The organism is Glaciecola sp. MF2-115, from assembly GCF_047250385.1.
Lineage (GTDB): Bacteria > Pseudomonadota > Gammaproteobacteria > Enterobacterales > Alteromonadaceae > Glaciecola.
This window is the reverse complement of sequence record NZ_JBLBVM010000056.1, coordinates 208835-222720: the sequence shown is the minus strand read 5'-3', so window position 1 is coordinate 222720 and position 13886 is coordinate 208835. Positions and strand designations below refer to the sequence as shown.

The window sequence follows — 13886 nt, the reverse complement described above, 5'->3', positions numbered from 1 at the left end:
TCATTGAATATAAAAAACAAATAACTATTCAAACAGTTAAACGAAATATACTTTCTATAAGGCCTTTATAAGTCACAATTCACTAATGTGACTTGAATTAAATTCACATGGTGCCATTGTACACTCATTCACTATTTTAAAGCTCTATGACCAAATGAAAGCATTTACATCACTAAACCTACCGAATGGCCTTAAACTTAAAAATCGCTTTGTAAAAGCTGCGATGGAAGAAAACATGGCCGAAGAAAATCAGCTTCCCGGTACAGCATTAAAGAATCTATACGCGGCTTGGGCGAAGGGTGGCGTGGGTATGATCATTACTGGCAATGTCATGGTCGATAAAATGGCGATGACGGGGCCCGGTGGTGTTGCTTTGGATGCCAGTTCACCATTGGAACCATTTATAGCTTGGGCTGATATTGCGAAACAAAACAACACAACAGTCATTATGCAAATAAACCATCCAGGTCGCCAAGTGTTCAAGAAAATGGGAGGTAAAGTGTTGTCACCTTCAAATATTGCTTTGAATATGGGTAAGCACAGTAGCTTGTTTCAACAACCCAAAGCAATGTCCTCAACAGAAATTGAAGACGTGATCGCGCGCTTCACCATAACCGCAAAGCGGGCACAAGAAGCGGGCTTTGATGGTGTCGAAATTCATGCAGCACATGGTTATTTAATAAGTCAGTTTTTGTCACCGTTAACAAATGTTAGAGATGATCAATGGGGTGGTGAGCTGCAAGCGAGAGCAAGTATTTTATACGAAATTATACGACGCATTAGAGCAGAGTGTGGTTCTCTATTCATTGTATCAGTAAAACTAAACTCGGCAGATTTTCAGCGCGGCGGCTTTGATGTAGAGGATGCTATAGAAGTCGTGAAATACCTGAATACAATGAATTTAGATTTTATTGAGCTTTCTGGTGGTTCATATGAAGCTCCCGCGATGCAAGGTAAAAGCGGTGACGAGAGAACCCTAGCTAGAGAGGCCTATTTTTTGACCTTTGCTAAAGAAATTGCCCAGCATAGCCATATTCCCGTAATGACAACCGGAGGTGTTAAACGTTACTCGGTAGCTAATGAGGTACTTCAAAATGGAATGGAGCTTGTTGGTTTAGCGTCGGCTCTCGCTTTTAACCCGGCTCTAATCAACCAATGGACTGTCGATCAAGATATTCTCGGATTCATCCCCTCAACCTCATGGAAAGATAAAACACTTTCGGGCCTTGCCAACATGGCTTTGGTAAAACGTCAATTAAGACGTTTAGGAGCCGGAAAGAAGCCAAAGATCAACTCGTCGCCATTAATTACCTTGATCATGGACCAAGTCAGAGCGGCTAAACTCACTAAACGTTATCGAACTCAACACATTGATTAATGCGCGCTTCAAAATTTTAATATAGCCGCGCGCACTATTTAGGGGTGACTTGGAGGTAAGTATTTTATTTTGAGCTACATAGTGAACATGGCGTCACCCAGATTAGCTGGCACCACGCTTCATTCGGCGTCACGCAGCTAAGTCGGCGTTACGCTGCTAGTTCGCGTTACGCCATATTAATCTGTATGTTACGTTAACTCTAGTCGCATAATTACGCACTATGCTTCATCATACGCTCTTTCTGACGAGCCCAATCGCGATCTTTTACTGTGTCGCGCTTGTCATGTTCTTGTTTACCCTTCGCTAACTGAATTTCTAATTTCACCCAACAGGCCTTCCAATACATTGCAGTGGCAACAATCGTTAGACCTTGACGATCAAGGCCACCCATAAGCTCTTCTATTTCACGCTTTTTCAAAAGCAGTTTGCGCACGCGTGTGGGATCACTTATCACATGCGTCGATGCTTGGTTTAAAGGCGTAATACTGATATTACTGACATATGCTTCACCGTCTTTAATAAAAACGTAGCTATCAGTAATGTTAATTTTTCCGGCTCTTATTGCCTTAACTTCCCAGCCCTGTAACTGCAAGCCTGCCTCGAATTTATCAATAAAATGATATTCGTGGCGTGCTTTTTTATTCAGCGCAATGGTGTCATTTGTATTTTTAGATTTTTTCATACCGCTATTATACGTAGACTTATTTGTTTTGTCTTTATGTCCTTGATTTTTCGTCACGAAAACTATAAATATCATGTTAGAATATTGAAAAATTAAACCTGAGGTTGTGTTTTCGTAATGCCGAGTATTCAACGAAATGCATTAGTGGCCTATAGTGCCAGTCAAATGTATGACTTAGTTAATGATGTAGAACAGTATGATAGTTTTTTACCAGGCTGCATAAAAAGTGAAGTGTTAGAGAGTAGTGAAAATCATATGCTTGCTTCCATGGTGCTGTCAAAAGCGGGTGTTAAGCAAACCTTAACCACATCCAACAAACTGATTAAAGACCAAGCGATTGAAATGGATTTATCAGATGGGCCTTTTAAGTCACTTTCTGGTGGTTGGCGTTTCACTCCGTTGTCAGATGAAGCGTGCAAAATTGAACTGAAGCTCGATTTTGTGTTTTCGAATAAATTGATGGAAATTGCATTTGGTAAAATTTTTAATTCCTTGGCAAATAATATGGTTAACGCTTTTAGTCAACGAGCCAAACAGGTGTACGATTAATGTCAAAAACGATCAATGTTGAGGTGGTTTATGGATTACCCAAAAAGCAAAGTTTGCTTAGCTTTAAAGTTGCTGCAGATGCCTGTGTTTTAGATGCCATAGAATTATCAGGTATTCAAAAAATTCATCCCGACATTGATTTGAAAGAAAACAAAGTGGGAGTTTGGAATAGAGCCTGTAAATTAACTGACTCACTGAAAGAGGGTGATAGAGTCGAAATCTATCGACCACTTATTGCCGACCCTAAAGAAGTGCGTAAACGTCGTGCAGAGAAAGCAAAAGAAGAAGGGCGCGCAGATAAAGTCACTGGTGGTCGTCCTAACCCCATGAAAGCAGCTAAGACCGACATTAATGACTAACATTGGTATTAGCTAATAAATCAGTTCGAGATTAAATTAATAGACAAAATACTCAACCTAATACTTTCTTCTTTGCAAGCCGGTTGTTGCTAAAATCTTTGCTGATATCTCTTCAATTGAAAACTTAGTGCTGTTCAAAAAAGGAATTTTCTCTTTCCTATACAAATTCTCCACTTCCCGCAGTTCCATTCTGCACTGCTGCATAGAAGCATACCGGCTATTCGCTTTACGTTCAGAGCGTATTTGATGCAATCGTTTAGCGTCGATCGTCAGCCCAAATAACTTTTTCTGAAAACGTCTAAGTGATTGTGGCATTTTTAAAACATCTCCCATGTCATCTTCGGTGAATGGGTAGTTGGCGGCTTTAATTCCGTATTGTAATGCGAGATATAAACTTGTTGGGGTTTTGCCTGAGCGAGATACACCTACCAGAATAATGTCTGCTTCATGGTAGTCTTTCAGGTTTGAACCATCGTCATTCGCAAGCGCATAGTTTACCGCTTCAATTCTTATGTCATAGGTTTTTTCATGAATACTGTGAGTGCGATGTTTTTCTGGTTTGGAGGGCACGCCAATAACTTTTTCAAGTGGAGCTACGAATTGATCTAAAAAGTTGTAATTAATGCCTACTGATTCACTCATTAATTTTCGAATATCACTATTTACCATCGTATAAAAAACTAAAGGTCGTTCTCCGCTTTCTTCAAAATGCTCTTTGATTTGAAGTAACACGGTTTCAGCATGTTGTTCTGTTTCAACAAAAGGGATAGTAATATGTTGAAATTCTACCGGAAATAAAGACAGCAAAGCGTGCCCAAAAACTTCTGCAGTAATGGCTGTACCATCAGATATATAGAAAGCAGCTCGCACAACATCTCCTTAACATTGTTGTAAATTAATTACGAAATAAAATTAAATTTTACTTTAGTATTCATGACAATTTAGAATCCCTGCTGAGTATTTAAGACAGGAATTTAGTACTGTATATAAATGTTCGTAATTAATCATACCTTGTTACAACAAACCGTGACAAAACTTATCGGCAAATAATTTAGCTGGAGGCTTTAGCTGTGCAAGAATACGTACTTTGGTATCAAGAGTTAGGCATGGGCGATGTTAATCGCGTTGGTGGTAAAAACGCGTCATTGGGTGAAATGATATCAAACTTGTCAAACGCAGGGGTTCAGGTACCAGGCGGTTTTGCGACAACTTCACATGCTTTTAATCAGTTTTTAGAACAAAGTGGTGTTGAAGCTAAAATCCATGAGATTTTGGATGCACTTGATGTAGATGATGTGAATGCATTGGCAGAAGCGGGTAAAACCATTCGTCAATGGATATTAGATACGCCATTCCAAGCTGAATTGGAAGACGAAATAAAATCTGCATTTGTAACGCTACAGGGCGAAATGGGCGACGAAGCCTCATTCGCAGTGCGTTCTTCGGCTACAGCTGAAGATATGCCAGATGCCTCTTTTGCTGGTCAACAAGAAACCTTCCTTAACGTGAAAGGTTATGAGTCAGTGCTAGTTGCAATCAAGCATGTATTTGCTTCTTTGTTTAATGACCGTGCTATTTCCTACCGCGTACACCAAGGTTATGACCATAAAGGCGTAGCACTATCTGCCGGTATTCAGCGTATGGTTCGTAGTGACATGTCAGCTTCTGGCGTCATGTTTACTATCGATACAGAATCTGGTTTTGAAGATGTTGTTTTCATCACGAGCTCATTCGGTTTAGGTGAAATGGTTGTTCAAGGTGCAGTTAATCCAGACGAATTTTATGTACATAAACCCACTCTAAACGCAGGTAAGCCTGCGATTGTGCGACGTAATCTTGGTAGTAAATTAATCAAAATGATTTACTCAGACGATCTTGAGCACGGTAAGCAAGTCGAAATTGTTGATATCGACAAAGCCGATAGCATGCGTTTCTCGTTAACAGATGACGAAATCATGGAGTTGGCGAAACAAGCACAAGTTATTGAAAAGCATTATAAACGTCCTATGGATATTGAATGGGCAAAAGACGGTTTAGATGGCAAGCTTTATATAGTTCAAGCGCGTCCTGAGACTGTTCGTAGCCGCGAAGATATGCAAGTGATTGAGCGTTTCCAATTAAAAGGTGACGCAAGCAAAATCGTATGTGAAGGTCGTGCAATTGGACACAAAATTGGCGCAGGGAAAGCTAAAGTGCTTGGCTCAATCGCTGAAATGGACATGATTGAGGCGGGTGACGTGCTAGTTACCGACATGACAGACCCCGATTGGGAGCCAATCATGAAGAAAGCATCTGCGATTGTAACTAATCGTGGCGGCAGAACCTGTCATGCTGCAATTATCGCTCGTGAAATGGGTATTCCAGCTGTTGTGGGTTGCGGCAATGCAACCGATAGCATAGAAACAGGTGATGCAATTACAGTCAGCTGTGCTGAAGGTGACACAGGCTTCATATACAACCAAGAGCTTGATTACGAAGTAATTACTTCTCGTATTGATTCAATGCCGGATTTACCGCTAAGTATCATGATGAATGTGGGTAATCCTGATCGTGCGTTCGACTTTGCAAGGTTGCCACACGAAGGTGTTGGTCTTGCTCGTTTAGAATTTATCATTAACCGTATGATCGGCGTGCATCCAAAAGCATTATTAAACTTCGATCAGCAACCAGAAGAGTTGAAGGAAGAAATCTCCGAAATGATCGCGGGTTATCCTTCTCCAGTTGAATTCTATATTGAGAAGTTGGTTGAGGGCATATCGACGATAGGTGCAGCATTCTCACCGAAGAAAGTCATTGTGCGTATGTCTGATTTCAAATCAAATGAGTATTTTAACTTAGTTGGTGGCTACCAATACGAACCAGACGAAGAGAACCCAATGTTGGGCTTCCGAGGTGCCAGTCGTTATATCTCTGAGGACTTCAGAGATTGCTTTGCACTTGAATGTGAAGCTATTAAACGTGTTCGCAACAAGATGGGATTAACTAATGTGGAAATTATGATCCCATTCGTAAGAACATTGGAAGAAGGTGAGCGAGTTATTGAGTTACTTGCCGAGCAAGGCTTAGTGAAAGGGGAAAACGGCCTACGTATCATTATGATGTGTGAGTTACCTTCAAACTGTTTACTAGCTGACCAGTTCCTCGATATTTTCGATGGCTTCTCGATTGGCTCGAATGACCTCACTCAGCTTACATTGGGTCTCGATCGCGACTCTGGTCTTATTGCTCACTTATTTGATGAAAGAAACCCAGCGGTTAAATCATTACTTGCGATGGCAATCAAGGCAGCTAAAGAAAGAGGAAAGTATGTGGGGATATGTGGCCAAGGCCCATCTGACCACGAAGACTTTGCTGCTTGGCTAGTTGAACAAGGCATTGATTCAGTTTCTTTAAACCCTGACACTGTGGTTGAAACTTGGTTATACCTTGCTGAAAAGCATGCTTAAAGGCTAAACACTAAAAAAGGCTACATTATGTAGCCTTTTTTGTGCGAACTCGTTACCGCCTGTCAACATTGCGCCAAAGCTATCTGCGATTTTTTGACAGCTTCTTTTGATGAGTGGGAATGCTTCTTTACTTGTATTTGCGATTTAGCAAAAATAAATCTAATTTGCTTGCTACACGCGACATCGTTCGTTGAACTTTGTTCAGAAAGCGGCGAGCAAATATAAAATCCATGCTCAATAGGACAAGACCACCAAGAACAAACAGTATTGAACCAGGGATGAGTGTGAACACAACGCCGACTATGACTAGGGTGGCACCTGCAATCGCTCTGACTAATTTCATGCTTTCACCTTTTCAGTAATGAATTTGCAAAGAATGTATTTGCAAACAATGTATTCGCAAACAAAGTGCTACTTAAACAAACTCACGTTAAATAGGACAAGCTTACGTTTAAAGCATAGCGCAAAGATAGGTGATGATGTGTGTCAACATGTTACAAATTGTTAGGTAGAAAGCATTTACTAAAATTGCGGATAAATGACTGCTCAGCGTTTAATCATGCTGCTGGCACTACCTGAATAATTTTGCGTGATTAGCTGCTTTTTTGCTCTTCTTGTATGAGTTTGTATAACTTCTTAGTTTTAACAACATCACAGCCCATAGAGCGTTCAACTTGCTTTCTACCAAGGAATGCAACTGGTGCATAAGGATGACGTTTCTTAAACATCTCTTTTAATAATTTTTTCATTGTGTACTCCAAATATTTTGTTGCGCGCTTCAGGTTTCTTGTCCCTAAAATTCATTGTCGTATTGCGGCAACAAGGTTTTTATTCCTCTTGGTTAACTTTTTCGACTGTTGAAGTATAGCCTATATAGGTATTAATTACCATATGTAAATTGAATTGATTTTTTAGGGAGTGCTGATTCTACTGGCTTATAGCAAGTATAGTTGTATTTTGGGTGTCAGAAATACCACCAATTTGTCATAACGCGGCATTTTCACGACAGAACTTTCTTAGGAGTTCGAAAGTATTTACTGTGATGAATATTAAGTTTGGAATAAATAGGATCTAAATGGTTCTTAAAGCAACTAGAGCATTGAGCTCGTTAGCTATATAATGACAGCCCGACTAAAGGAGAGCCTTGTTGACCGAATTAACTGCTGTTTTAGATTCAAAACTATCGAACGAATTGCCTTTGTTGGAGCCAGAAAGTGCGCTACATCAAGAAGTACAGGAATATATTCATGAACTAGAGGGTTCCAGCTACTCCGGTGACATCGAAGTAAGTTACTCAAGCAGATTGGCTGTTGCGACAGACAACAGTATTTATCAGCAGCTACCGCAGGCAGTATTGCACCCAAAGTCTACCGACGATCTAAGTCTCATTACGAAAATTGCTAGTTCAAAGACTAGCGTTACGTTCAGTGCGCGTGGAGGCGGTACAGGTACAAATGGCCAGTCGCTTACTCCTGGCATAATTGTAGACACTTCACGTTACATGAATAAAATCCTTGAGCTAAATTTAGATGAGGGATGGGTAAAGGTAGAGTCTGGAGTTGTGAAAGATGCTCTTAATGACTTCTTGCGTCCTCATGGTTATTTTTTCTCCCCTGATTTATCAACCAGTAATCGTGCGACAGTTGGAGGTATGATAAGCACAGACGCTTCTGGACAAGGTTCGTTGGTGTACGGAAAAACAAGTGATCATGTGCTTGGCTTAACGTCAGTTTTAGCAAACGGCGATATAATTTCAACACGACCAATGAGCTTAGAGGTAGCAAAGGAAAAAGCCAAGCATTCAGATAGTCTCGGTCTTATATTACGTCAGATAATTCAAACGTGTGTGCAAAAACGCTCGCAAATTATTGCAAAGTTTCCGCGTCTAAATAGGTTTCTAACTGGCTATGATTTGGAGCATGCGTATAACGAGGATGAACAACTAATTGATGTCAGCAGGCTGATTACAGGTGCTGAGGGCTCGCTTGCTTTTGTTGCAGATGCCAAACTAAACATTACGAAGATCCCTAAATATACAGCCCTTGTTAACGTAAAATATGATCTCTTTGAATCAGCATTGCGTCATGCTCCAAGTATGATTGCAGCGCAAGCTACCTCAGTTGAAACTGTCGATAGTACCGTGCTCAATATGGCAAGAGCCGATATCATTTGGCATAGTGTTTCTGGCTTGATCACAGATGTAGAAAACAAAACAATGCTTGGTCTCAACATGGTTGAATATAACAGTGATGATCAAGCTGAAATTGAAGCTAAAATTGAACAGCTCTCACAACGTTTGCAAACGGCCATTGAATGTAAAACCGATGGTGTTATCGGCTTTCAAGTGACTTATGAACGCGCTGAAATAAATAAAGTTTATGCTATGCGCAAAAAGTCTGTTGGGCTTCTAGGTAAAACGAAAGGACCCAAAAAGCCAATCGCCTTTGCGGAGGACACCGCCGTTCCACCAGAGAATTTAGCTGACTTCATAATGGAGTTTCGAGATTTGCTCGATAGTCATGGTTTAAAGTATGGCATGTTCGGCCACGTGGATGCGGGCGTGTTGCACGTTCGTCCTGCGTTAGACTTATGCGACATTGAGCAAGAAAAACTTGTTAATCAAATTTCAGATCAAGTCGTCGCGCTCGTTTCAAAGTATGGCGGATTGATGTGGGGAGAACACGGTAAAGGTTATCGAAGCGAATATGCTCCAGCGTTTTTCGGAGAGGAGTTATTTGCGGAATTACGTAAGATAAAATCGGCCTTCGATCCATTCAATAAAATGAATCCGGGAAAAATTTGTACGCCAAGTGATTCGTCTGCTGAGTTGGTCAAAGTATCTGATACCAAACGAGCCACTTTTGATCGTACAATCCCAATCGCTTTTAAGAATGAGTTTGAACCGGCGATGAGCTGCAACGGAAACGGCTTATGTTTTAACTATGATGTGTCTTCACCTATGTGTCCATCCAGTAAAATCACTCATGATCGCAGGCATAGTCCCAAAGGTAGAGCAGGGTTGATTCGTGAGTGGTTGCGCCTTTTAAGTAAGCAGAATATCGATACTTCGCAACTGAGCTATCTCCAATTCAAAAGTAGTTGGATAAGCAAGTTAGCTAATTCAAAAACGAAAAAACTCGATTTCTCTCATGAAGTATTCGAATCAATGAACGGCTGCTTAGCTTGTAAGTCGTGCTCAAGTCAGTGTCCTGTCGGTGTTGATGTACCTGACTTTCGGGCCAAGTTTTTATCAATCTACTACAGGCGTTATACGCGCCCTTTAAAGGACTATTTTGTTGCCAACGTAGAGCTTTTAGCACCAGCTATGGCTAAGCTTCCTCGTTTCTTTAACTATTTTCTTGATTCTAAGATTGTGAAAGCGGGAATAAAAAAAGTCATTGGTTATGTTGATGCACCTTTGCTTTCTTATCCGACACTTGCAGACAGAGTGAAAAGTATTAATTGTAGTGCCGACCTGAATACCTTAAATCGACTTAGCGAAGCTGACAGAGCTAACTACCTTGTTATCATTCAAGATCCCTTTACTAGTTTTTACGATGCGCAGTGTGTTGAGAAATTGATTAAAGTGGTCGAAGCTCTGGGTTTTCATCCCGTTCTTCTGCCTTTTTCTCCTAATGGAAAGGCTCAGCATGTTAAAGGCTTCCTAGACAGATTTGAGAAAACAGCAAGGACAACATCCGCAATATTGAATAAAGTTGCAGATTTTAAGTTGAGCATGATAGGCGCGGATGCATCCCTAGTTTTATGTTATCGCGACGAGTACGCGAAAATTTTAGGTTCTGCTCGCGGAGACTTCAGAGTGGACACGATCACAGAATGGCTTGCTACCTTATCCAGTGAGCGTATTTCTGCACTTGTAAAAAACCAAGATTCTCTTAAACAAGGTAGCTCAGAGGTAAGGTATCAATTGCTTGCGCATTGCACGGAAAAAACGGCTTTACCTAAAACTGAATCGCAGTGGCAGGATGTTTTTTCTCTGCTAGGTTTAAACTTGGAAATAATGCCCGTTGGCTGTTGCGGAATGGCGGGAACTTATGGCCATGAAGTTGAGCAGTTAGCAAACTCTAAAGGAATTTACGATTTAAGTTGGTCACAACCAGTTAAAAAAGCACTTGAAAGTAACAGTAAGATACTAGCGACAGGCTATTCTTGCAGAAGCCAAGTAAAACGATTTGATAAAGAGCGTCCGCAGCATCCCATTGAAGCTATTTACGATGTAATGCTCAGAGAGCGGTAAACGATTTTAGCTTCTAGACGAATTGGATATTCTTCAGTTTTAAAAGTACAGCGAAGCGCTCAAACACGCAGCTTTGTTCTTGAATCATATTTGTGGTGACAGTTGTTTAAACTAGTGAAGAGGGTTTAACAAGATTTGAGGGAATAAGTTAATAACACGGGAAGCAAACAAACGTTCACTTCCCGCATTAATAATGATTATTCTTCAGATTCAACAAGTTCTGTTGAACGAGTATCGTTGCTGCGAGCGAAGAAGCGTGGTTTTGGCATGTATGGTTTTTGAGCCAATAAGTCTTTCACTTCAATGCTAAAGTCAGTTTTTTCAACACTTAAGTCGTGTTTTGCTAATGACTCTTTAATAAGGGCCATCGTTTTTGCTTTGTCAGTCACTAGGTCCATGTGCGTTTCGTTTTTTGCATTTACTGTCCCTGTAAATACGGTCAATGCCAATAATGTAAATATTGGTGCTTTAATCGTTTTCATCATTTTGCCTTAATTTAATTGGTTGCTTTATTGCAGTTGTTGTTAATGAATTATTAATGCACTGTAAATAACTTATTCCTTTAAAATACAATGCACTATTATTACTAACTGGAAGTGATTTTAGGTCACAAATTAGTAAAAATATAATGATTAAATTTCTTGATATTAATTAGAAAAACTAATGTATAATGTGCTCGTTAAAATGACTGGATAATATTAATGGCAAAACGACTACCTCCTTTAAACGCCCTAAAAGCCTTTGAAACAGCGGCGAGGCATTTGAGTTTTACGAAAGCAGCAGAAGAGCTATTTGTTACTCAAGCTGCCGTGAGCCATCAAATAAAATCATTAGAAAGCCATTTATCTACAAAATTATTTCTTAGACGCAACCGAAAATTACTTCTGACCGAGGAAGGGCAGTCTTACTTTATGGAACTAAGAGAGATATTTTCCCACTTACAAGATGCTACCGAGCGATTGCTTGCGTTGGGCTCGAAAGGAGCTATCACGGTGGCTGCACCACCCAGTTTTGCGAGTCAGTGGTTGGTATCGAAGATCAGTCAATTTTCTATCAGCCATCCAGATATCGACGTTCGTATAAAAGCTGTTGATCTTGATGATGGCTTTCTTGATGAATCGATTGATGTGGCCATTTATTATGGGAAGGGCACTTGGCCCCGTGTAGATGCAGTCAAGTTACATGCTGAATATCTTACTCCAATGTGTTCACCATTATTGTTTCAACAAGATAAACCTTTGGAAAAGTTAGCTGATCTTAAAAAGCACGTCTTGCTGCATGATAGCTCGCGCTCGGCGTGGAAGAACTGGTTAAAACAACTTGGTGTTAATCAAGTTAATGTTAACCAGGGGCCGATGTTTAGCCATACAATGCTTGTATTGCAAGCAGCAGCACTTGGTCAGGGCATTGCATTGTCAAATACCTTACTTGCTAAACCAGAGATAGATTCGGGTCGTCTCATTTGTCCTTTTGAAGAGAGTATTGAAAGTAAGGATGCATTTTATTTGGTGTGTCATCCAGGGCAGGCTGAAGTTAGCAAAATACAATTATTTACAGATTGGATGTTAGAACAAGTAGAAGGTGAACATGGACACTAGTGCCAGCAAGCAAGAACGACATGAAAAAACGCCTCATGAAAAAGTAGCTTCTGAAAAAGTAGTGCATGAATTTGTGAACAAGATGCCGAAACAAACTAAAATCGCGGTGCTATTTGGCGCCGTATATCTTTGTTTAGGGATAATACTCGGTGCATTCGCAGCACATGGCCTGAAAGCCTCTCTCAATGAATATCAAATGGCAGTGTTACAAACTGGCGTTAAATACCAATTAATTCATGGCCTTGCATTAATCGTACTCGGACTTTTATATTCCATTTATAGAAAACGTTTGTTCTACATCGCGAGCATCTGCATCATCATGGGCGTCTTTCTGTTTTCTTTTTCTCTTTACGCGATAGCGTTACTGAGTCTTTCTGGATTAGGGCTCGTTACGCCCATAGGTGGTGTATTTATGATTGTTGCTTGGTTAATCACAATGTATGCAGTGGTGAAGGATTAAAAATGCAAAGCACTACTATTAAAAAAGAGTCTAAAATTGCTAGCAAATCGATGCTGTTTTACTGTCGCGAAGGCTATGAAGCCGATCTCGCTGCGGAACTAGAGCAACTCTCTGCTAAACAACAAATCTATGGTTACAGTCAATTTGTTCCTAATAGCGCTATCGTGCATTATCACTTTTATCAGGAGTTAAGTACGCAGCAACAATATGTCAGTTTCCCGCTTTCAGATTGTATCTTCGCACGACAGCGACTTTGCAGTATTGGGAAAGTAGAATTAACGGATGCTAACGACCGCATTACCAGTATTATTGAGTATTTGAAAGACAATACGGAGCTAAGTGATTCATGCTTAGGCGACATATACGTTGAGCATGCGGACAATGAAAAGGGCAAAGAAGTCGCTAAGTTCTGTAAAAAATTTACCGTTCCCTTGCGTCAAGCATTGCGTCGAGAAGGGTGGTTAAGTAAAAAAGCCCATTCAGGACTGCCATACATTCATTTAGTATTTTCAGATAGCACTGAGTGTACGCTTGCTTTTTCTTATCCAAAAAATCGTCACTCTCAACCATTAGGCATTACTCGCCTGAAATTCCCAGCAGAGGCACCGAGTCGCTCAACGCTTAAACTTGAGGAAGCGATTCAGCTGTTTATGTCACCGGCACAGCAAGCTCTGTGTTTGCAAAAAGGGATGACAGCAGTCGATTTAGGTGCTTGTCCAGGCGGTTGGACCTATCAACTCGTGACACGAGGCATTCATGTTGAAGCCGTTGACAATGGCGCGATGGCAGAGTCATTAATGGCCACTGGATTAGTTTCATACCAAGCAGCTGATGGTTTCAAATATCAGCCTATTGACGGACATGTCGACTGGCTAGTGTGCGATATGATTGAAAAGCCTGAAAGAGTGTCAGAATTAATGACTCAATGGTTATGCAATCGGAAAACGACGAGTACGATTTTCAATTTGAAACTACCAATGAAGCAACGATTTCAGATTGTCAGCACTTTGCTTGCAAAAATGTCGACTAGCTTAAATGAGCGCCAGATCGAACATCGAATTAGTGCAAAACATCTTTATCACGATAGGGATGAAATTACTGTTTTAGTATTGACGGGAGCTCATTTAATATAATTTATTCAATGGCTTAACCATCA

The 13886-nt window shown here is 40.5% G+C and carries 13 protein-coding genes; 8 read left to right on the top strand and 5 right to left on the bottom strand.

Going from position 1 to position 13886, the window contains the following annotated elements; genetic code table 11:
* Positions 1 to 154: 154 nt before the first annotated feature.
* Positions 155 to 1378: an NADH:flavin oxidoreductase/NADH oxidase family protein gene (locus ACKLNX_RS16205; protein ID WP_412973096.1), complete on the top strand. Its 1224-nt coding sequence runs from the start codon at positions 155 to 157 to the stop codon at positions 1376 to 1378.
* 211 nt (positions 1379 to 1589) lie between these two features.
* Here the strand turns inward: ACKLNX_RS16205 and smpB are convergent, their stop codons facing one another.
* Complete coding sequence (gene smpB, locus ACKLNX_RS16200) at positions 1590 to 2060, bottom strand: SsrA-binding protein SmpB (protein ID WP_411693664.1); 471 nt, start codon at positions 2058 to 2060, stop codon at positions 1590 to 1592.
* A 117-nt stretch (positions 2061 to 2177) separates the two neighbouring features.
* Here smpB and ACKLNX_RS16195 point away from each other — a divergent pair, with 117 nt between their 5' ends.
* Together ACKLNX_RS16195 and ACKLNX_RS16190 are read left to right on the top strand one after the other, a co-directional pair.
* A complete protein-coding gene (locus ACKLNX_RS16195; RefSeq protein ID WP_412973095.1) occupies positions 2178 to 2609 on the top strand; it encodes an SRPBCC family protein in 432 nt (143 codons plus the stop codon).
* A complete protein-coding gene (locus ACKLNX_RS16190; RefSeq protein WP_411693666.1) occupies positions 2609 to 2968 on the top strand; it encodes an RnfH family protein in 360 nt (119 codons plus the stop codon). The genes ACKLNX_RS16195 and ACKLNX_RS16190 overlap by 1 nt, the downstream gene beginning before the upstream one ends.
* Before the next feature lie 57 nt (positions 2969 to 3025).
* On the opposite strand, the gene ACKLNX_RS16185 is transcribed toward ACKLNX_RS16190, so the two are convergent.
* Entirely contained in the window at positions 3026 to 3838 is an 813-nt protein-coding gene (locus ACKLNX_RS16185; RefSeq protein ID WP_411693667.1) for a pyruvate, water dikinase regulatory protein, read from the bottom strand.
* A 200-nt stretch (positions 3839 to 4038) separates the two neighbouring features.
* Here ACKLNX_RS16185 and ppsA point away from each other — a divergent pair, with 200 nt between their 5' ends.
* Positions 4039 to 6414, top strand: coding sequence for a phosphoenolpyruvate synthase (gene ppsA, locus ACKLNX_RS16180; protein WP_412973094.1), 2376 nt, complete (start codon positions 4039 to 4041; stop codon positions 6412 to 6414).
* 127 nt (positions 6415 to 6541) lie between these two features.
* Here ppsA and ACKLNX_RS16175 read toward each other — a convergent pair whose 3' ends face one another.
* Both ACKLNX_RS16175 and ACKLNX_RS16170 read right to left on the bottom strand, forming a co-directional pair.
* Positions 6542 to 6757, bottom strand: a complete 216-nt coding sequence (locus ACKLNX_RS16175; protein ID WP_412973093.1) for a PGPGW domain-containing protein — start codon at positions 6755 to 6757, stop codon at positions 6542 to 6544.
* A 250-nt stretch (positions 6758 to 7007) separates the two neighbouring features.
* Positions 7008 to 7163 (bottom strand): hypothetical protein, encoded by a 156-nt coding sequence (locus tag ACKLNX_RS16170; protein WP_411693670.1) that lies wholly within the window; start codon positions 7161 to 7163, stop codon positions 7008 to 7010.
* A gap of 398 nt (positions 7164 to 7561) precedes the next feature.
* Here ACKLNX_RS16170 and ACKLNX_RS16165 point away from each other — a divergent pair, with 398 nt between their 5' ends.
* Positions 7562 to 10672, top strand: coding sequence for an FAD-binding and (Fe-S)-binding domain-containing protein (locus ACKLNX_RS16165; protein WP_412973092.1), 3111 nt, complete (start codon positions 7562 to 7564; stop codon positions 10670 to 10672).
* A gap of 197 nt (positions 10673 to 10869) precedes the next feature.
* On the opposite strand, the gene ACKLNX_RS16160 is transcribed toward ACKLNX_RS16165, so the two are convergent.
* A complete protein-coding gene (locus ACKLNX_RS16160; RefSeq protein WP_412973091.1) occupies positions 10870 to 11154 on the bottom strand; it encodes a hypothetical protein in 285 nt (94 codons plus the stop codon).
* A 219-nt stretch (positions 11155 to 11373) separates the two neighbouring features.
* Between ACKLNX_RS16160 and ACKLNX_RS16155 the strand changes: the two genes are divergently transcribed.
* The 3 genes from ACKLNX_RS16155 to rlmM are packed head-to-tail and all read left to right on the top strand — an operon-like array spanning position 11374 to position 13863.
* Positions 11374 to 12270, top strand: coding sequence for a transcriptional regulator GcvA (locus tag ACKLNX_RS16155; protein ID WP_412973090.1), 897 nt, complete (start codon positions 11374 to 11376; stop codon positions 12268 to 12270).
* Positions 12260 to 12730, top strand: coding sequence for a DUF423 domain-containing protein (locus ACKLNX_RS16150; protein ID WP_412973089.1), 471 nt, complete (start codon positions 12260 to 12262; stop codon positions 12728 to 12730). The genes ACKLNX_RS16155 and ACKLNX_RS16150 overlap by 11 nt, the downstream gene beginning before the upstream one ends.
* A gap of 2 nt (positions 12731 to 12732) precedes the next feature.
* Positions 12733 to 13863: a 23S rRNA (cytidine(2498)-2'-O)-methyltransferase RlmM gene (gene rlmM, locus ACKLNX_RS16145; RefSeq protein ID WP_412973088.1), complete on the top strand. Its 1131-nt coding sequence runs from the start codon at positions 12733 to 12735 to the stop codon at positions 13861 to 13863.
* Positions 13864 to 13886 lie beyond the last annotated feature (23 nt).